The organism is Fulvimarina endophytica (genome assembly GCF_003403015.1).
GTDB lineage: Bacteria > Pseudomonadota > Alphaproteobacteria > Rhizobiales > Rhizobiaceae > Fulvimarina > Fulvimarina endophytica.
In genome coordinates this window covers 76,260-94,512 of record NZ_QURL01000004.1, presented here as the reverse complement: position 1 = coordinate 94,512, position 18,253 = coordinate 76,260, and the positions used below count along the sequence as shown (strand labels likewise).

Sequence of the window (18,253 nt, the reverse complement as noted above, 5' to 3'; positions counted from 1 at the left end):
TTGAAGCAAGCTTCTCGTTGTCGGGTGTCGCTTGGTTATCGTTGTCAGGAGCGCGACACCCGCCGTGATCCCGCCTGGAGAACATCAAGGCAGATTACTTATCTGATGCATTCCATAGCAGGTCTTCCAAGGCAAGGCCCGTGCCGAAAAGTCCACCGAAACGTCGCGGGTCCGCTCTGTGAAGACCGGATGACAGTGGATGCGGGACGGCGCGGCCTGTCAATCCCGTGCGCCGGGCAAGCCCGCGCCGTCTGCCCGCAGATCGCGTGGCCGAGTGCGCCGCTTGCCGCACGGTTCTGAATGGAATAGGTCTAAACTACAGGATCCGACGTGTCCGGGAGGTGAGATGCCCGGGTCCTCCAGCTTGCGACCGGCATTGGGAGGACGGGATGCAGGTCCGTGATTTGCCCGCGGGCGAACGCCTGAGGAGCGGTATCGAGACGGCCGTCTATCGCGGCTGCGATCCGGCGGGTGCCTGCGCCTTCGCGCGCGAGGCCGCTTCGGGGCGCGATTTCACGATGATGATCGCTTTCGCGGATCGATCCCTGCCGTCCGCGGAGATGGCGCGGCTTCTGAAGCGCGATGTGGAGGTTCCGACGCAGGTCTGCTCGACGACCGCCGGCGGCATCGGTCCCTTCGGCTATCTCGACGGCTGCGTCGTCTTCGTCTTCTTCCCGGCCGAAAGCTTCGAGGCGCTCGCCGCCGTCGTGCCCGCCATTTCCTCCTCCGGCCTCGAGCACGGCACCACTGTCGCCGGCGAACTCTACGAACGCTTCGAGCGCCATGTCCGGCACCGTCACCCCCATGGTGGCGAAGAGGGCTCGGTCTTCGCGCTGACCTTCATCGACGGCTTGTCCAATCACGAGGAGGTGGTGGTCGCTGCGATCCAGCGCGGGCTTCCGAACCTGCCCCTCGTCGGCGGATCGGCCGGTGACGGCCTCGCCTTCGAGCGGACACGGGTCTGCCTCGACGGCCGCGCCCACGAGGATGCCGCGATCGTCTGCCTCGTCTGGACGACCGTGCCCTTCGCCGTGTTCAAATCCGATCACTACCGGCCGACGGAGACCCGGTTCGTGGTCACCGGATGCGATCCGGAGCGAAGGCTCGTCACCGAACTCAACGGAGTGGACGCCGCGACGGAATATGCGAGCCTTCTCGGTCTCGACGCCCGCAATCTTACCCCCTTTTCCTTCGCGGCCTATCCGCTGGCGGTGCGGGTGGGCGGGGAGCATTACTGCCGATCGATCCGCCGGGTGGAGCCCGATGGGCTGTCCTTCTTCTGCGCCATGGAGGAGGGCGTCGTCCTGACGATCGCCGAGGTGGGGGACATGGTCGGATCCTTGTGCGGCGAGTTGTCCCGGGTTTCCGACGAGGTGGGAGGGATCGACCTCGCTCTCGGTTTCGATTGCATCCTGCGCCGGATCGAGGCCGAGGAGCGCCAATTGTCGCGCCGGGTCGCGGACGTCTTCCGGCAACACAACGTCTTCGGCTTCACGACCTATGGCGAACAGTTCTCCTCGATGCACCTGAACCAGACCATGACGGGGATCGCCTTCGGGCCCGGCGCCGGCCGAACCGGCACCTGCATTCCCCGGATGTCCGGCGGCTCGGCACTCGCCAGGGAGCGCGTCGGAGAAACCGCATGAGCGACGTAATCCTCGGGACCCTCGGGGCGATCTCCGATATGGATACGGTGCCCGAGGCCGATCCCGCGAAGGAGGAGATCCGCCGCCTGAAGCGCGTCAACCTCGCCCTGATGCGCCGGATCGAGCAGGTCACGGACAGCCAGGCCAACGCTTACAGCCTGTTCGAGACCGCGATCCAGCGCGAGACCCAGGTCCGCCGCAGGACGACCGAACTGTCCGACGCCCTGAAGACCCTCGAGGACACCAATCGGCGCAATCTGGCGGCTCGCGAAGCCGCCGACAACGCCAATCGTTCCAAGTCGAAATTCCTCGCCGCCGCCAGCCACGATATCCTTCAGCCGCTGAACGCTGCGCGCCTTTCGCTGTTCGCGGTTCAGGGCTCCGGCCTCAATGCCGAGGGCGCGCGCTTTGCGAGTGCCGTCGACCGCGCTCTCGATACGATGGAAGACCTCATCAACAGCGTGCTCGAGATCGCGCGCCTCGATGCCGGTGTCCTCGAACCCGATATCGGGGAGATCCAGCTCGGCGATCTGTGCGCGGGGCTCGTCTCCGAGTTTCAGCCGCTGGCGAGCGAGAAGGGCCTCAGGCTGAAGGTCGCCGCGAGCGATCTCGTCGGCCTCTCGGATGCGGGCCTCCTGCGACGGCTTCTCGCAAACCTTTTGTCCAACGCCATTCGCTACAGCGAGCGCGGAGGCGTTCTCGTCGGCGTTCGCCGTCGGGGCGATATGGCAAGGATCGATGTCTGCGATACGGGGCAGGGTATCGAGGCCGATCAGTTCGAGAAGATCTTCGAGGAGTTCCATCGCGGGCGGCTCTCCCAGCAGAGCTCGAATGCGAGGCCCGGTCTCGGGCTCGGTCTCTCCATCGTCAAGCGCACCGCGGCCGCGCTCGGCCACAGCCTCACCTTTCGCTCGCGTCCGGGGCGCGGCACGGTGTTCTCGGTGACGGTCCCGCTGGCGCCGGTCCAGACCGGCGCCCACCGCCCGGTGTTCCCGCGCGCGAGCGCGTCCGGCATCGGGCTCGCCTTCTCCAAGATCCTTCTCGTGGAAAATCCCGAGACGGCCACCGAGGCGACCGTCGCGCTCCTGGAGCGTTGGTCCTGTACGGTGCGCACCGCGAGCGGCATCGGCGAGGCCCAGGCGATCCTTGCGCAGGAGACGTTCTATCCGGATGTCGTCATCGCCGATTACTGGCTCGACAAGGGGCAGACGGGTACCGATGTCGTGGGCGCGGTTCGCTCCTCGCTCGGCCGCAACGTGCCGGCCTGCGTGCTCACGGCGGATTACGCGCCCGAGACGGAAGCGCAGATCGAGCGCGAGGGCTGCGAGATCGTCCGCAAGCCGGTTCGCCCTGCGGAGCTGCGCGCGCTCCTTGCCCATATGACGGGCTGACGCCCGGCTGCGATGGGTCTCAGACGCTCGCGCGCTCGGTGCGTTTGGCCTCCGGGCCCGCCCCGGCGATATGGTCGAAGTCGAGCTTGGCGATCTCGATCACCGCCTGCGTGCGGCTGAAGACGTTCAGCTTGCGCAGGATTTCGGAGACATGCGCCTTCACCGTCGTCTCGCCCACCGAGAGCTCGAAGGCGATCTGCTTGTTGAGAAGCCCCTGGCGGATCATCGAGAGGACGCGAAGCTGCTGCGGGGTGAGACTTGCGACCCGCGAGGCGAGGGAATCCATGTCGGGATGGTCTTCTGGACCATTGGCGATGAGGCCGTCCTGCACGTAGACCGACCCCGACAGGACCTCGGTGATCGCGGTCGACAGGTCGAGCTTCTTGGCCGATTTCGAGACGAAGCCAGCGACCCCGTAGGACAGGACACGCCGCACGATCTTCGGATCGTCCAGCGCCGAGACGACGAGGATCGGCAGTTTGGGAAAACGCGCGCGCAACTCCAGAAGGCCTTCGAAACCCGTCACGCCCGGCATGGTCAGGTCGAGAAGGGCGAGATCGACCGACGCGGCCTTGTCCTCGAGAACGTCGATGGCTGCCTCGATCGCATCCGTCTCGATGGTCCGCGAATTCGGAACGGCCGCCTCGATCGCGGCGCGCAAGGCGTCGCGGAACAGCGGATGATCGTCGATGAGAAGAAACGTCGTCATGGTCGATCCTCCTGAACGCATCGCCGGTCTGCCCGTCGCCTGACGAAAGGCCGGCTCCGGTCTCGCCGAACCGGCGAGGCGATGGTCCCCCACACTGCCCAGCATAGGAAGCTTCGCGGCGCCCGGACAATAGGCCTTTGGTGCCGGGCCGTTCCGCCGAGCAGGCCGGATCCGGATCCGGATCCGATCACGGCGCTCCCGATTTCGAGCCTGCGCCCCGTCGCATCCGCGAACCTGCCTCCGGTTCGAAATGTCCTTGGTACAGCGCCCGGTGGTTCAGCCGATCGCCAGTCCCTTGTCGTCGAAGCGATGCATCTTGTCGGCCTGCGGCGTCATGTAGACCACGTCGCCGGCCTTCACCTGAAACTCGCCATTGGCGCGAACGGTGAGGGGCTCCTCGTGATCCTTGCTGTCCACGTGGAGGAAGGTGTCGGAGCCCAGATGCTCGGCCACCTTCACCTCGCCGCGCCAGAGGCCGTCGGAGGTCGAGAGATCCATATGCTCGGGGCGGACGCCGACGGTGGCCGCATCGTGCTGCCGCGCATGGGCGCCCGACATGAGGTTCATCTTCGGCGAGCCGATGAAGCCGGCGACGAAGGTGTTGCGCGGGCGCGAATAGAGTTCGAGGGGCGAACCCACCTGTTCGATGTTTCCGGCCCGCAGCACCACGATCTTGTCGGCCATGGTCATCGCCTCGACCTGATCATGCGTGACGTAGATCATCGTCGTCTTGAGACGCTGGTGCAGTTCGGAGATCTCGAGCCGCATGCCGACGCGCAGGGCCGCATCGAGGTTCGACAGGGGCTCGTCGAAGAGGAAGGCCGCGGGCTCGCGAACGATCGCCCGGCCGATGGCCACGCGCTGGCGCTGGCCGCCCGAAAGCTGGCCGGGACGGCGGTCGATGTAATCGGCGAGATTGAGGATCTTCGCGGCGTTCTCGACGCGCCGGTTCATCTCCGCCTTGTCCATCTTCGCCATCATCAGCGGGAAGGCGATGTTCTTGCGCACGCTCATATGCGGGTAGAGCGCATAGGACTGGAACACCATTGCGAGCCGTCTCTGGGCCGGCGGCAGGTTCGTGGCGTCCTTGCCGTCGATCAGGATCGTGCCGGAGGTCATGTCCTCGAGCCCGGCGATGAGCCGCAGGAGCGTGGACTTGCCGCACCCCGAGGGGCCGACGAAGACGACGAACTCGCCGTCCTCGATATCGAGGTCCAGATTGGGGATGACCTTGACGCCGCCGAAGGCCTTGGTGACGCTCTTCAGTTGGATTTTGCCCATGGCTTGCGATCCTTTACTTGACGGCGCCGAAGGTGAGGCCGCGCACGAGCTGCTTCTGCGAGAACCATCCGACGATGAGGATGGGGGCGATGGCGAGCATGGAAGCGGCCGACAACGTGGCGTAGAAATTGCCCTGCGGGCTCGAGAACGAGGCGATGAAGGCGGTGAGGGGAGCGGCGTTGGACGTCGTGAGGTTCAGGGTCCAGAACGCCTCGTTCCAGGCGAGGATGACGTTGAGAAGCACCGTGGAGGCGATGCCCGGCACCGCCATCGGAGCGAGGATCTGCGTGATCTCCTGGCGCAGGGTCGCCCCGTCCATGCGCGCGGCTTCCAGGATGTCGACCGGAATTTCCTTGAAGTAGGTGTAGAGCATCCACACCATGATCGGCAGGTTGATCAGGAAGAGGACGATGATCAGCCCGAGCCGGGAATCCAGGAGCCCGAGATTGATGAAGAGCAGATAGATCGGGATGTAGACGCCGACCGCCGGGAGCATCTTGGTGGAGAGCATCCACAGCAGCACGTCCTTGGTGCGCTTGGTTGGCGAGAATGCCATCGCCCAGGCGGCGGGGATCGCGAAGATGAGGCCGAGCACCGTGGAGCCGAGCGCCAGGTAGATCGAATTCATCATGAAGTGGAAGTAGTTCGCCTGCGCCTGGATGTTGACGTAGTTCTCCGTCGTCCAGTCGAAGAACAGGAATTGCGGCGGGATGGAGATCGCCGTCAGTTCCGTCTTGAACGAAGTCAGGAACGTCCAGAGGATCGGGAAGAAGATCAGGAAGCCGACGAACCAGGCAAGGATCGTCATGCCGATCTTGCGCTGTCTGGAAACTTGGCGGGCCACGGGCGTCCTCCTTAGGCGTCGAGGTTCTTGCCGATCGCCTTGATCAGGAAGATCGCAACGATGTTGGCGAGGATGACGGCGACGATGCCGCCGGCGGAGGCTGCGCCGATATCACCGAATGAGATCGCCTGCTGGTAGACGAGATAGGTGATGTTGGTGGACTGCGCGCCCGGCCCGCCATTCGTCGTCACGAGAATTTCCGCGAAGATCGACAGGAGGAAGATCGTCTGGATCAGGATGACGACCGTGATCGCCCGGCTCATATGGGGCAGCGTGATGTACCAGAAGATCGACAGCGCGCCGGCGCCGTCCATCTCGGCCGCCTCCTTCTGGTCGGAGGAGAGGGACTGGAGCGAGGTGAGCAGGATGAGCGTCGCAAACGGTAGCCACTGCCAGGCGACGATGAGGATGATCGACAGGAGCGGGACATCCGTCATCCAGTCGATCGGGGCGAGGCCGATCGCCGACATGGACTGGCCGATGACGCCGTAGACCGGGTTCATCATCATGTTCTTCCAGACGAGGGCTGCGACCGTCGGCATGACGAAGAAGGGGGCGATGACGAGGAGGCGCACGATGTTGACGCCATAGATGTCCTGATCGAGCAGCAGCGCGAGGAGAATGCCCCCGCCGATCGTGATGACGAGGACGCCGACGACGAGGACCATCGTATTGGTCAGGGCGGCGATGAAGGTTGGGTCGGTGAGGAAGTAGGTGTAGTTCTCGATGCCGACGAATGGTGTCGAGATGGGATTGTAGAGGCTGTATCCGAGGGTCGAATAATACAGCGTCATGGCCAGCGGCACGGCCATCCAGATCAGCAGTGCGATGACCGAGGGCGCCATCATCGAACGGGCGAGTTTCTGGGAGTGCTGCGTTGCCATCGAAATCTCCTGGCCGCGATCGAACCATCGCGAAAATTCGCACCTGACGGGAAGCGGGAGAGGACGACAGGACCGAACGGCGCGCCTCCATCCTCCCTATGTCCCTTATCCGTTCGCATGGAACGGCGTGGTCGGATGGAAGAACGGTTGGTTTGCGTTGCGGATATCGGTCCGGCGCTTGCCTCCCAATGGCCGGACATCCGGGCGGGTCGTCCCCGCCCGGACAGTTTCAGCGCTGCGGTCTTACTTGAGGTAGCCGCCGCGGGTCATTTCGCGGGTCGCGATCGCCTGGGCCTGGCTCAGCGCCTGGTCGGCGGTGACCGAACCCGAGAGCGCCGCCGCCATCTGCTGGCCGACGGCCGTGCCGATGCCCTGGAACTCCGGGATCGCCGCGAACTGTAGCCCGAAATAGGGCTTGTCGTCCGTCGGCTCCGCCTTGGCGTTCTGGATCGCGTTCAGCGTGGCTGCGGCGAAGGGAGCGGCGTCCGTGTATTCCTTGTTCTCGTAGAGCGAGGTGCGGGTACCCGGGGGCACGCTCGCCCAGCCCTCACGCTCGGCGACGAGGTTGATGTAGTCCTGCGATGTCGCCCAGGCGACGAATTCCTGAGCGGCTTCCGCCTTTTGGGAACCCGCCGGCAGGCCCAGCGACCAGGCCCACTGCCAGTTGTAGCCGTCGTTCGGGCAGTCCTCGGTGCCGCAGGGCGCGCCGCCGAACCCGACCTGATCGGCCACCTGGCTCTGCTCGGGATTGGTCACGAAGGAGGCGGCGACCGAGGCGTCGATCCACATCGCGCACTTGCCCTGGCCGAACAGCGAGAGGTTCTCGTTGAAGCCGTTGGAGGCGGCACCCGGAGGGCCGTATTTCGTCATCAGCTCGACATAGAGATTGACGGCCTTCTTCCAGCCCTCGCTCTCGAACTGGGGCTGCCAGCTGGCGTCGAAATAGTTCGCGCCGAATTCCCGGGCCATATTGCCGAGGAAGGCCATGTTCTCGCCCCAGCCCGGCTTGCCGCGCAGACAGATTCCGTAGACGCCGTTCTCCTTGTCCGCCGTCTTCTCGGCGGCTTCCGCGATGAAGTCCCAGGTCGGCTGCTCGGGCATTTCGAGCCCGGCCTTCTCGAACAGGTCCTTGCGGTAGAGGGTCAGAACGCTCTCGGCGTAGAACGGCAGGGCGTAGAGCTTGTCGTCGACCGAAAGCGCGTTGCGGATGGCCGGAATCAGGTCGTCGGTGTTGTAGGTCTCGGGCAGGTTGTCGAGGGGCTGCAGCCATTCCTGCTTGGCCCAGATCGGCACTTCGTAGGTGCCGATGGTCATCACGTCGAACTGACCGCCCTTGGTGGCGATGTCCGTGGTCACGCGCTGGCGGAGAATGTTCTCCTCCAGGGTCACCCAGTTCACCTTGATGTTCGGATGCTGCTCCTCGAAGACGCTCGTGAGGCCCTGCATCCGAATCATGTCGGAGTTGTTGACGGTTCCGACGGTGATCGTCGTCGTCTCCTGGGCGGTCGCGGAGGCCGTGAGGGCGACGAGGGCGCCCAGCGCGGCGCTGGTCTTCAGTAGCGAATGAATGGACATGGTTCCTCCCAGTCGGTCTATGGACGAATGACGCATCGGCTGACCTTCGATCTTAAGTTACGCTTCTGATCGGCGCGGTCCAGTGGAGAATGAGGATTTCCAAAGCTCAAGCGGAATGGGCCTCCCCGGCGATCTCGCTTCGTCTCTCCTCCGGCGGACGGTGCGTCCGCCGACTTTTACCAATTTCCTTGGTTGGTCAATATCCCTTATCTATCAATTCGGAACGGGCTGTGGACGAGCCCGCCGTTCGCTCGGTGCCATCTTCGCTCCTCCCCGCATTCGTCAGCGTGCGAACAAGGCTCTCGCGAACCGACCACATCGTCCGCGAAGCCTGATCTTCGGCCGGAATCAAGCCGTTGTCGAGCCCGAGCGGGCCGAGGCGCTCGAGAACGGCCGGATCGTTCGCCAGAATGTGAAAGGGCACGTCGCGGCCCGCACCGTCTCCTGTCAGGAGCCGCGCCGGCTGGTGATCGCCGAGCACGATGAAGACGGCGTCGTCGCCGAAGCGCGCGATGAAGTCGCCGATCGTCTGGAGGGCGTAGTCGATCGAGCGCACGAAATGATCGCGAACACGGGCGGGTTCGGCCCAGACCTCCTTCGGCGTCGGTCCGACGCTCGCCTGCGCATCGAAGACGGTGCCGTCGCCGACGGCATCCCAGGGAACGAGACGGGGGATCGGCGTCCACGGGGCATGGCTTGAAATAAGCGCTGCTTCGACCATCACGGGCCGGTCCGCCGACTCCACGATGCGCCTTGCTGCCGACAACGTGTATTGATCCGGCATCGTCACCCAGTTGAACGGCAGGCCTCGATAGCCGAGATCGGCCGCCGCAAAGATTTCGTCGTAGCCGTAATAGCCGCCTTCGGGCCAGTCCATGGTGATTGCCGGCATCACGGCGACCGTCCGCCAGCCGGATCGCCTGAAGAGGGCGTTCAGCGTCTGGCGCTCGCTGGCGATCATTCGGTCGTAGCGGTGCTGATCGGTGGTGGGCAGGCCCGATAGAAGTGCGCCATGGGCAAGCCAGCTCTGCCCGCCCACCGTCGGCGATGCCAGCCAGCCAGACCGGGCACCGTAACCGGCTTCCGACAGTTGCTTCTCGACGGCCTTGAGGCGCGGCTCGATCAGGGCCCGGTAGGCGGGGTCGGACAGAACGGTCCGGCCGTAGGACTCGACGAACAGGATGTAGACGTCGCGGCCCCCGAGCGCCTGAAGGATCGGCTGGCCCGCGAGATCGGCCAGTGGATCGGCCGCAAGATCGCTCTCGAAGGCGATGAGATCAAGCGAGGATTGCCGTATCAGGTCGATGCGGCCCGTGGCGAAGGCCGAGTTTTCGGCGGAAAGAAGAGGGATGCCCTCGGGGTTTGGTCGGTCCGCATAGTCGGCGACGCCACCCAGGAGGGCGAGAATGCAGGCCACCGCCCCGATCCGGTGGGCGCGAGGCCCTCTGAGCTTGCGCCCCTGGGCTAGCGCATAGACGAGGATCGCGATCGCCAGGGCCCAGACGGCGATGGCTGCGGCGATGATCGCGAAGGCCTCGGCCAACCCGACCGTGCCTGTGAGGAGGTTCCAGCCATCGGTCAGAATGACGACATCGAGCAGCGGATTGAACGGTCGTCCGAAGGCCGAATAGGTGCCGAGATCGGCAAGTTTCAGGAAGAGAATCACTGCGGCGGCAAGACCGATCACGGCGAGAAGCAGTCTGAAGACGAGGCCTTGCGCGAGAAGGAGAAGACCCGCGGCGGCGAGAAGTTCGACCGGAATCCCGTCGACCCAGCCGAAGGGGAAGTCGCCCGGGGTGGCCGGCAGGAAGAGAAGGAGGGCGAGGAGCGCGCAGCCGAGCGTGAAGGAGACCATGGGGCGCAGCGCCGCCAACCGGGCACGTCCGGGTTTCGTAATCGCGCCGAATGGCCGCGCCTGCCTCGTCATTCTTCCCGCCCATCCTTCCGGTTCGTCTCGTCCGGGGCTTGCCATATGGTGCATTCGTGGCGATCTGTCGGCGGACCGGGAGCCGCGAGCCCTCCGGTCTCCATATCTCGAAGCCGGCGGAAAGACCGACGCAATTGCCCCATCGCCTGCTTCTCGTCGGCCGGATCGTTCTTCCCTTTCTGCTCGTCGCGGCCCTGATCGGGCTGACGGATATCGGCGCGACGTTCCATTCGCTTCTCTCGGCCGATCCGGCTCTCGTTATCGCGGCGCTGCTTCTCGTCCAGGCGCATATCGTCGTCGCCGCCATCCGGTGGCGCGTCACGGCCTTGAGTCTGGGGATGATCCTGCCGGTCCCAAGGGCCGTGACCGAATATTACGGGGCTTCGCTCCTGAACATGATCCTGCCTGGAGGCGTTTCGGGAGACATCCTGCGCGTTGCGAGAAACCGCACCGTGGAAGCCGAGCGCACCGATTGGGAGCGCTCCGCCCATGCGGTCTTCCTGGAGCGGGCATCGGGACAGGTGGCCTTCGCCTTCATGGCGGGCGTCGGTCTCGTTCTCTGGATGTTCGATCACGGCCGCGATACGCCCCGCATCGCATTCGAAGGTATCGTCAGTACCGTGCTCCTTGCGAGCGCGCTCGCCCTGATCGTCGCGTTGCTCGCCGTCTTCGCGCGCGGGCGTCTGCGGGCTGCGATCGGCCGTCTCTGGCAAGCGACGCGCCGGGCCTTGCTGACGCCGCGTCAGGCCGCCATCCAGTTCGTCCTCTCGCTCGTCGTGGTGGCCGCCTATCTCGCCGTCTTCTCGCTGGCGAGCCGCGCCATCGGCGCGCCCCTCGACATGGTACAGACCCTGCTACTGGTGCCGCCCGTTCTTCTCACCATGGTTCTGCCGATCTCGATCGGAGGCTGGGGCGTGAGGGAAGCGGCTGCCGCCGCGCTCTGGCCGCTTGCCGGATACGAGCCAAATGCAGGGGTCGCGGCGAGCGTGCTCTACGGGCTCGTCTCGACGATCGGGGCGCTGCCCGGCGTGTTCGCCTTCGATTTTCCCTCGCCCGGCACCTGGTTTCGCAGACGGATCCTCCGCCGCGATATCTAAGATCAGCCTGTGCTTTCGTTCGGCGAGGAGAGCCGTGCGTAAACATCGCCCGAGGCACCCGACTGGCTCTCGCGCCGAAGCGTCTCGCGGAAGCGATCCGCGGGCTCCCATTCGCCTGAACGGAACGTCTGGGTCTCGCCGACGACGAGATTGAATTCGTAGGAGCCGAGTTCGGTGAGGCGGAGTAGGCAACGCTCCGCGATATCCATGGCAGCCGGCAGATATTCGAAGGAGATCAGCGGCAGCGGCGCCGAGAGACCCTCCAGAATGTCCGCTTCGCTGCCCTCCACGTCGATCTTCACGAAATCGGGCCGTCCGTATTCCGCAACGAGCCGGTCCAGCGTCACCATCGGCACGCGAATGCTCGCATCCCAGCGGACGGTCTCGAAACCCGCGGCACTACCGATCCGTTCGCTCCAGCCGGCGGCCGTGCTCGAAAGGGTCGGATTGGCGTGGGAGATCTGCAGGTCCACCGAGCCGGATGTCCGGCCCACGGCCTCCGCCCGAACGGTGATGTCACGACCCTTCGCCAGATGGCGCAGGAGGCTGACGAAGCGCGGCTGGGGTTCGAGCGCGATGACCCGTGCGCCCGCCTTCGAAAGGGCGAGCGTGCGGTTGCCGGCATGGGCGCCGATATCGAAGGCGAGGGCGCCCGGCGCAACGAGTTCGCGCATGAACCGGCGCAGGCCGATCACCCGCCAGGGCTGGCCGTGATAGACGAACAGCGAGCGTGCCAGGCCGAGCCATGGGCGAAGGCGCCCGATCATCGCGACTGCGCTTCCCGCTCCGCACCGTCACCATGCACGAGCATCATGACCTGCGCGAAGAGATCGCGGGCGAAGGACACCGAGAGGAGAAGCAGCGCGCCGAGCGCGATCGCATCGGAGAGGGGCGGGGCGACGACCGGAGTGACGATGGCGCAGAGGGCCGCGACCTGGATGACGCAGACGACCTTTCTGAGAAGGCTCGGCGCAAGGGTCGAGGGCAGGCGCGGCACCAGCGCATGCAGAGCGAGATATGCGTATCGCATCCCCCCGAGGGCGAGGACGAAAGCCCCCGCCTTGCCGGAGGCGAAGGCGACGAGGGAGAGGAGGAAGATCATCAGCGCATCCACCTCCATGTCGAAGCGGGCTCCGAAGCGGGACTGGAGACGCGTACGCCGTGCGGCGTAGCCGTCGACGCCGTCGAGGAGGAGCGCGCAGGCGACGAGGGCCGCAAGACCCCAGGCGAGGTCGGCTCCCCCCTTGCTTTCCACGTGACCGATATGGATCAGGGACGCGGCGACGAGCGCCGTCAACGCGGCCCTGACGCTGGTGATGATGTTGGCCGGGCCGAAGCGCGAATGAGGATGAGCGCCGAGACCGGCCGCAGCGGTCCCGGCGATCGCCAGATAGACCGCGAGAGAGGTTGCGACGAACCGCCAGTCGGACCCTGCGATCTTCGCCAGAAACGGTGAGATCGCCGCGAGCGCCAGCCCGATCAGCGAGAGGATCGCGAGCGCTTCCAGAAGCACCGGGCGCACGTCGAAACGCAGGCGACCATCGACGACGGTGCGGATGAGAGGCCTGCCGCCTTCGCTGCTTTCGCTCATTTGGCGACGAGTGCCTGGGCGATGGCCCTCACATCCAGCTGGTGCCCGGCCCGCATGGCCTTGGTCGTCAGATAGGCCTGGTTCTCGTTCGTCACCTCTCCGAGAACCGAAGTGCGCCGGGTCACGGAAATCCCGGCATTTTCCAGAAATGCGGCCTTGGTCGGGTTGTTCGTCAGAAGCTCGACCTTGGCGATGCCGAGTGCCTTCAGCATTGCGACGGCGGCGCCGTAGCGCCTCAGATCGGGACCGAAACCGAGCGTCTCGTCCGCATCGATCGTGTCGAGGCCGTGCGCCTGATAGCCGTAAGCCATCATCTTCGCGCCGATACCCGTGCCGCGTCCTTCCTGATCGAGATAGATGAGAACGCCGCCGCCCCGCGCCTGGATCAGCCGCAGGCCCTCGCGCAACTGGTCGCCGCAATCGCATTTCAGCGAGCCGAACAGATCGCCCGTGATGCAGGACGAATGGATGCGGATCGGGACCGAGCGTTCGACATCGGGATCGCCGACCACGATGGCCACCTGATCGCGCTGCGACAGACCGCCGCGGAAGACGACGAACTCCGCCTTGTCGACATCCCGGAGGGGGACTTCGGTGCGGGCCATCATCTCGTAGCGGCTCTCCGCCTCGCCGGAGACCGCGATCTCCCTCGCCGTGATCCGCGTCACGCCCGCGAAAGCCGGTTCGTCCGGTTCGATCCGGGCGACCACGAGAGCGGGCAGGAGCAGGGCGATTGAGGACAGCGCGGTGAGCGCCGCGAGTTCCTCCGGTGCGTCCTCGAAATTCGTCGGCACCGGGCTCTTCATCCGGTAGCCGAGTTCGCAGGCCGCCGCATGCGAGACGCCCGCCAGTGGAACGAGCACGCCCTTCGGCCTGGCAAGACCCAGCGCGTGGCTGCGCTCGGCCGTCAGAAACAGCATATGTTTGCCGCCCGTCACCTGCGCGAACCGGTCGAAATCCCCCGAAGTCGCCGTATCGAGCGCGAGCGCCGCGTAGTTTTGCTCGCCCACGAGCACCACTGGACGCCCGAAACGCAGTTCGGCCCCGGCGATCTCGCAGGCCCGGCGCGCCACATCGCAAGGGTCGAGCATGGTCATCGGTTCGCCGTTGCGATTTTCGGCCTTGTTCGACATCGACGGTGCGTCCGGGGTTCGTGAAACTGTCATAGTATGGAAGACGTAGGCTTGCCCTGCACCTTTGACAAATGCCCCGGGTGGGACATTTTCGGCGTCATGACCGTCTCGGCCCAACAATTGCGTGAGAATGACCGGCAGTGCCCGCCTCTCGTCGTCCGGCGAAGGTTCGGCGCGTGAGCGACGGTGCCCGCCGGGCGGCGATCGATGCCCATGCGCTCTGGCTGGAGGCTCCGAACCACCCGGCCTTGCGCCCCCTGTCGCTGCCGGCTCCAGGTCCGAGCGAAGCGCTCGTCGCCGCCCGCTTCAGCGCGATCAGTCGCGGTACCGAGCGTCTCGTCAGCGCGGGACAGGTTCCACCATCCGAATACGAGCGCATGCGCGCGCCGTTCCAGTCCGGCGAGTTCCCGTTTCCCGTCAGCTACGGCTATTGCCTGGCAGGCCTCGTCGAGGACGGACCGCCCGGCTGGCTCGGCCGGTCCGTCTTCTGCCTCTGCCCCCATCAGAGCCATGCGGTCCTGCCCGTCGAGGCGCTCCGCCCGGTGCCTGAAGACGTGCCGCTCTCCCGCGCCGTTCTTGCCGCCAACATGGAGACGGCGCTCAACATCGTCTGGGACGCATCGGTCCAGCCCGGCGATACGGTTGCCGTCGTGGGAGCCGGAACGGTCGGCCTTCTCACGGCCTATTTTGCGGCGGCGATCCCCGGCACGTCCGTCACTCTCGTCGATATCGACGACGCGAAAGCCGGCCCCGCGCGTGCGCTCGGTCTTTCCTTCGTGGGGCCGGATTCGGCGCCGTCCGACTGCGACATCGTGATCCATGCCAGTGCGTCCGCGAGCGGTCTTTCGACAGCCATCGCCTGTGCCGGTTTCGAGGCGCGGATCGTCGAGGCGAGCTGGTATGGCGAGCGCGCGATCGAGGTTCCCCTCGGCGGCGCCTTCCATTCCCGCCGCCTGTCCCTCATCGGCAGCCAGGTCGGCCACCTTCCGTCTGCCCGCCGGGCCCGCTGGACCCATGCGCGCCGCCTCGACCTCGCGCTGTCGCTCCTTGCCGACGAGCGTCTCGACGTCCTCATCTCCGGCGAGACCCCCTTCGCCGAGCTTCCCGGGGCCTATCTCGGCATTCTCGACGACCCCGCAACGCTCTGCCACCGCATCCGATACGAAAAGGCCTGACCCCACATGTTCGCAGTCGAAGTGACCGACCACATCATGATCGCCCATTCCCTGCCGCGTCCGGTCTTCGGGCCCGCCCAGGGCATGCACGGCGCGACCTTAACCGTGGATGCGGCCTTCTTCACCGAGGATCTCGACGAGGACGGCCTCGCCGTCGATATCGGCGCGGCAACGGACATCCTGAAAGAAGTTCTTCGGCCGCTGAACTACCAGAATCTCGACGAGATCTCAGAGTTCTCGGGCAAGGTGACGACGACCGAGTTCCTCGCCCGGCATATCCATCGAAAGATCGCCGAAGCAATCGCCGGGGGGCGCATGGGCGAGGCTGGCGGCCGGGTCGCCAAGCTCCGGGTGCGCCTCCATGAGTCCCAGGTCGCCCGCGCCTGGTACGAGGCATCGCTTTGACAGCGAGTTTCGTCTTCGCCATCCCCGGCGATCTCGAAACCAAGACCGGCGGCTACGCCTATGACCGACGGATGATCGCCGAGCTCGAAGGGCTCGGCTGGTCGGTCACGCATCTGCAACTGCCGGCAAGCTTTCCCGACCCGGCGCCCGAGGATCTCCGCAGGGCAGGCGACCTCTTCGCAGCGCTCCCCGATGGAACCACCGTCTTCGTCGACGGGCTCGCATACGGCGTTCTGCCTGAACTTGCCGAGCGCGAGGCCAGCCGCCTCCGGCTCGCAGCCCTCGTGCATCACCCGCTCCATCTGGAGACCGGCATCGCGGCCGGGCGCGCGGCGGAGCTTCGGGCGAGCGAGGGTCGGGCACTGGCCGCCGCCCATGCGATCGTGGTCACGAGCGCGGCGACGGGCCGCGATCTCCAGCGCGGCTTCGGGATCGAGGGCGACCGGATCACGGTCGCGCCTCCCGGAACGCAGAAGTCCGAGCGTTCGAGCGGCTCGGCAGGCGCGCCGGTCATCCTCTCCATCGGGAGCCTCGTCGAGCGCAAGGGCCACGCCGATCTCGTCTCGGCGCTCGCAACCTTGCGCGATCGGGACTGGCGATGCCGCATCGTTGGCGATGCCACCCGCGACCCCGGCCACGCCCGAAAGCTCGAGAGCCTGATCGCGGATCGCGATCTGGCGGACCGGATCGAAATCGCCGGCGCGCTTCCCGATCTCGAAGAGGCCTACGGGTCGGCGGACATCTTCGCACTCGCGACCCGGCACGAAGGTTATGGAATGGTCTTTGCCGAGGCGATGTCCCATGGCTTGCCGATCGTCGGGACCCGGGCCGGCGCGGTGCCGGACGTGGTGCCACCCGAGGCGGGCATCCTCGTCGAGCCAGGCGACATCCCGGCACTCGCAGGGGGGCTCGAACGCATGATTGACGACAAGGACCGGCGCCGCCGGTTCGCAGATGGTGCCTACGCCGCCGGCTCACGGCTTCCGACCTGGGCGCAATCGGCGCGCGCGATCAGCCAGGCGCTGAAGGAGATCGCCGCATGAGCGGGTTCGAAGCCGACTGGCTCACCCTTCGCGAACCGGCCGATCGCAAGGCGAGGGCGGACGACCTTCTTCATGCGGCCGCCGATCATGTCGCATCGGACGAAGGGCCGGTGATCGATCTCGGCTGCGGAACCGGCTCGACCTTCCGAGCCCTCGATCCGCATCTTCGCAGGGGTACGCGCTGGGTGTTCGTCGACGACGATGCGGCGCTTCTGGACCGCGCGGCTGACGCGCTGGAAGAGCGCGACCGCGGACGGGTCGTCTTTCGCTCGATCGATCTGTCCGGCCTGACGGTCGATATCCTGGCGGGGGCAAGGCTCGTCACCGCCTCGGCCCTCTTCGATCTCGTCTCGGAACGCTTCGTTTCGAATTTCGCGAGAATGCTGCGCGAGGCCCGGACGGGCCTCTACTCGGCACTGACGGTCGACGGCCGTATCGAATGGGGCCGACCCCACGAAGACGACGCGGCGGTCGCCGCCGCCTTCTCGGCCGATCAGGGCCGAGACAAAGGATTCGGTCCGGGTCTCGGGGGCCGGGCCGCCGAGGCTCTCGAAGAAGCGCTGGCTCGCGAGGGGTTCGAAATCCGGTCGCGCGAGGCCGACTGGCATCTCGGGATCGACGACCTCGCTTTGCAGGACGCCTTTCATGCCGGCTTTGCTGAACCCGCGCGCGCCGAGCTCGGCGACGAACGCGCCGGCCAATGGCTACAGTTTCGCAAAAATGCCGCGCGGCAGGGGGCACGCCTCCTCGTCGGCCATCGCGACCTTCTCGCGCTGCCGTGAGGGCCTTCGCAGGGTGGCCCTCTCAGGTCATCCGGTAGAGCACCGCGTCACGACGGATCAGGTGGTGGTGGAGCACGCCGCCGAGATGCAGCACGAAGAGGACGAGGATCGTCCAGCCGAGCGTGACGTGAACCGTCATGAAGATTTTGGCGAGATCGTCGTTCTTTCCCACCGGGCTCGGGATCGGAAGGATACCGAACAGGCTCAGGGGGAAACCGAAGGCGTTCGTGGCGAGGAAGCCGAAGATCGGCATGGCGATCAGCGCTGCATAGAGCGCGATGTGCACGACGCCAGCCATGCGCTTCTGCCATGAGGGCATCGGTTGCGGGGACGGGGCTCCTCGGATCAGCCGGACGGCAAGGCGCGCCAGCATGAGCCAGAGGACGAGGAAGCCGAAGGACTCGTGCAGGAGGTAGAACGCGGTCTTGTGTTCGTCGGCGACGAAGGCGATGACCATTCCCATGGGCCAGACGACGAGAACCAGAGCCGCGACGATCCAATGGAAGACCCGCGAGGTGGGCGCATAGCGGGCCCGCTGCGGCAGACCCACGGCGACCCCGTTCTCGTCGAAAAGGCCGGCTGCGTTCGAAGCTTGCGGCTCATGGGACACGGCGCGCCTCCGATCAGTGGCTTGGACCTGCGTTCCGTCCGGTCCCTTGTCGAGAAGAGCTGCCTTCTGCCGTTTCCGGTCCGGATATCGGATCACCCGGACGAGGGCGACAGTGCCGCCCGGCGAAACCGGACGGCCAGTCTCCGACGTCGCGCGCGAG

General features: G+C 65.9%; 17 protein-coding genes. 7 read left to right on the top strand and 10 right to left on the bottom strand.

Features of this window, described 5'->3' with window-relative positions:
- Positions 1-389: 389 nt before the first annotated feature.
- Positions 390-1,646 (top strand): FIST N-terminal domain-containing protein, encoded by a 1,257-nt coding sequence (locus tag DYI37_RS09910; RefSeq protein WP_116683086.1) that lies wholly within the window; start codon positions 390-392, stop codon positions 1,644-1,646.
- Positions 1,643-3,037, top strand: coding sequence for an ATP-binding response regulator (locus DYI37_RS09905; protein ID WP_245413863.1), 1,395 nt, complete (start codon positions 1,643-1,645; stop codon positions 3,035-3,037). Before DYI37_RS09910 ends, DYI37_RS09905 begins: the two co-directional genes overlap by 4 nt.
- Positions 3,038-3,056: 19 nt before the next feature.
- Here the strand turns inward: DYI37_RS09905 and DYI37_RS09900 are convergent, their stop codons facing one another.
- The 6 genes from DYI37_RS09900 to DYI37_RS09875 form a co-directional block, all read right to left on the bottom strand.
- A complete protein-coding gene (locus tag DYI37_RS09900) occupies positions 3,057-3,746 on the bottom strand; it encodes a response regulator (RefSeq protein WP_116683085.1) in 690 nt (229 codons plus the stop codon).
- Positions 3,747-4,022: 276 nt separating this feature from the next.
- Positions 4,023-5,027 carry an ABC transporter ATP-binding protein gene (locus tag DYI37_RS09895; RefSeq protein ID WP_116683084.1) on the bottom strand — a complete coding sequence of 335 codons (1,005 nt, stop codon included), beginning with the start codon at positions 5,025-5,027 and terminating at the stop codon, positions 4,023-4,025.
- A gap of 13 nt (positions 5,028-5,040) precedes the next feature.
- On the bottom strand, positions 5,041-5,871 hold the full coding sequence (locus DYI37_RS09890; protein WP_116683083.1) for a carbohydrate ABC transporter permease: 831 nt from the start codon (positions 5,869-5,871) through the stop codon (positions 5,041-5,043).
- Positions 5,872-5,882: 11 nt separating this feature from the next.
- On the bottom strand, positions 5,883-6,755 hold the full coding sequence (locus tag DYI37_RS09885; RefSeq protein WP_116683082.1) for a carbohydrate ABC transporter permease: 873 nt from the start codon (positions 6,753-6,755) through the stop codon (positions 5,883-5,885).
- 243 nt (positions 6,756-6,998) lie between these two features.
- Complete coding sequence (locus DYI37_RS09880) at positions 6,999-8,330, bottom strand: ABC transporter substrate-binding protein (RefSeq protein WP_116683081.1); 1,332 nt, start codon at positions 8,328-8,330, stop codon at positions 6,999-7,001.
- Between the two features lie 196 nt (positions 8,331-8,526).
- Positions 8,527-10,257 carry a sulfatase-like hydrolase/transferase gene (locus DYI37_RS09875; protein WP_158555129.1) on the bottom strand — a complete coding sequence of 577 codons (1,731 nt, stop codon included), beginning with the start codon at positions 10,255-10,257 and terminating at the stop codon, positions 8,527-8,529.
- Positions 10,258-10,391: 134 nt separating this feature from the next.
- Here DYI37_RS09875 and DYI37_RS09870 point away from each other — a divergent pair, with 134 nt between their 5' ends.
- Positions 10,392-11,354, top strand: a complete 963-nt coding sequence (locus DYI37_RS09870) for a lysylphosphatidylglycerol synthase transmembrane domain-containing protein (protein ID WP_158555128.1) — start codon at positions 10,392-10,394, stop codon at positions 11,352-11,354.
- 2 nt (positions 11,355-11,356) lie between these two features.
- Here DYI37_RS09870 and DYI37_RS09865 read toward each other — a convergent pair whose 3' ends face one another.
- From DYI37_RS09865 to ribA, 3 genes are read right to left on the bottom strand one after another with little or no spacing between them, the layout of a single operon-like run.
- A complete protein-coding gene (locus DYI37_RS09865) occupies positions 11,357-12,121 on the bottom strand; it encodes an FkbM family methyltransferase (RefSeq protein WP_116683079.1) in 765 nt (254 codons plus the stop codon).
- Entirely contained in the window at positions 12,118-12,945 is an 828-nt protein-coding gene (locus tag DYI37_RS09860; RefSeq protein ID WP_116683078.1) for a CDP-alcohol phosphatidyltransferase family protein, read from the bottom strand. The genes DYI37_RS09865 and DYI37_RS09860 overlap by 4 nt, the downstream gene beginning before the upstream one ends.
- Positions 12,942-14,078, bottom strand: coding sequence for a GTP cyclohydrolase II RibA (ribA, locus tag DYI37_RS09855; protein ID WP_116683077.1), 1,137 nt, complete (start codon positions 14,076-14,078; stop codon positions 12,942-12,944). Before ribA ends, DYI37_RS09860 begins: the two co-directional genes overlap by 4 nt.
- A 176-nt stretch (positions 14,079-14,254) precedes the next feature.
- On the opposite strand from ribA, the gene DYI37_RS09850 reads away from it, so the two are divergent.
- Genes DYI37_RS09850 through DYI37_RS09835 form a run of 4 tightly spaced genes read left to right on the top strand, consistent with a single transcriptional unit; the run spans position 14,255 to position 17,483 of the window.
- Positions 14,255-15,253: a zinc-dependent alcohol dehydrogenase gene (locus DYI37_RS09850; RefSeq protein WP_245413862.1), complete on the top strand. Its 999-nt coding sequence runs from the start codon at positions 14,255-14,257 to the stop codon at positions 15,251-15,253.
- 6 nt (positions 15,254-15,259) lie between these two features.
- Entirely contained in the window at positions 15,260-15,658 is a 399-nt protein-coding gene (locus tag DYI37_RS09845; protein ID WP_116683076.1) for a 6-pyruvoyl trahydropterin synthase family protein, read from the top strand.
- The gene (locus DYI37_RS09840) at positions 15,655-16,701 is read left to right on the top strand and encodes a glycosyltransferase family 4 protein (protein WP_116683075.1); all 1,047 of its coding nucleotides are present in this window, start codon (positions 15,655-15,657) and stop codon (positions 16,699-16,701) included. The genes DYI37_RS09845 and DYI37_RS09840 overlap by 4 nt, the downstream gene beginning before the upstream one ends.
- Positions 16,698-17,483, top strand: a complete 786-nt coding sequence (locus tag DYI37_RS09835; protein ID WP_116683074.1) for a methyltransferase — start codon at positions 16,698-16,700, stop codon at positions 17,481-17,483. Before DYI37_RS09840 ends, DYI37_RS09835 begins: the two co-directional genes overlap by 4 nt.
- Before the next feature lie 22 nt (positions 17,484-17,505).
- Here DYI37_RS09835 and DYI37_RS09830 read toward each other — a convergent pair whose 3' ends face one another.
- On the bottom strand, positions 17,506-18,093 hold the full coding sequence (locus tag DYI37_RS09830; RefSeq protein ID WP_116683073.1) for a cytochrome b: 588 nt from the start codon (positions 18,091-18,093) through the stop codon (positions 17,506-17,508).
- Positions 18,094-18,253 lie beyond the last annotated feature (160 nt).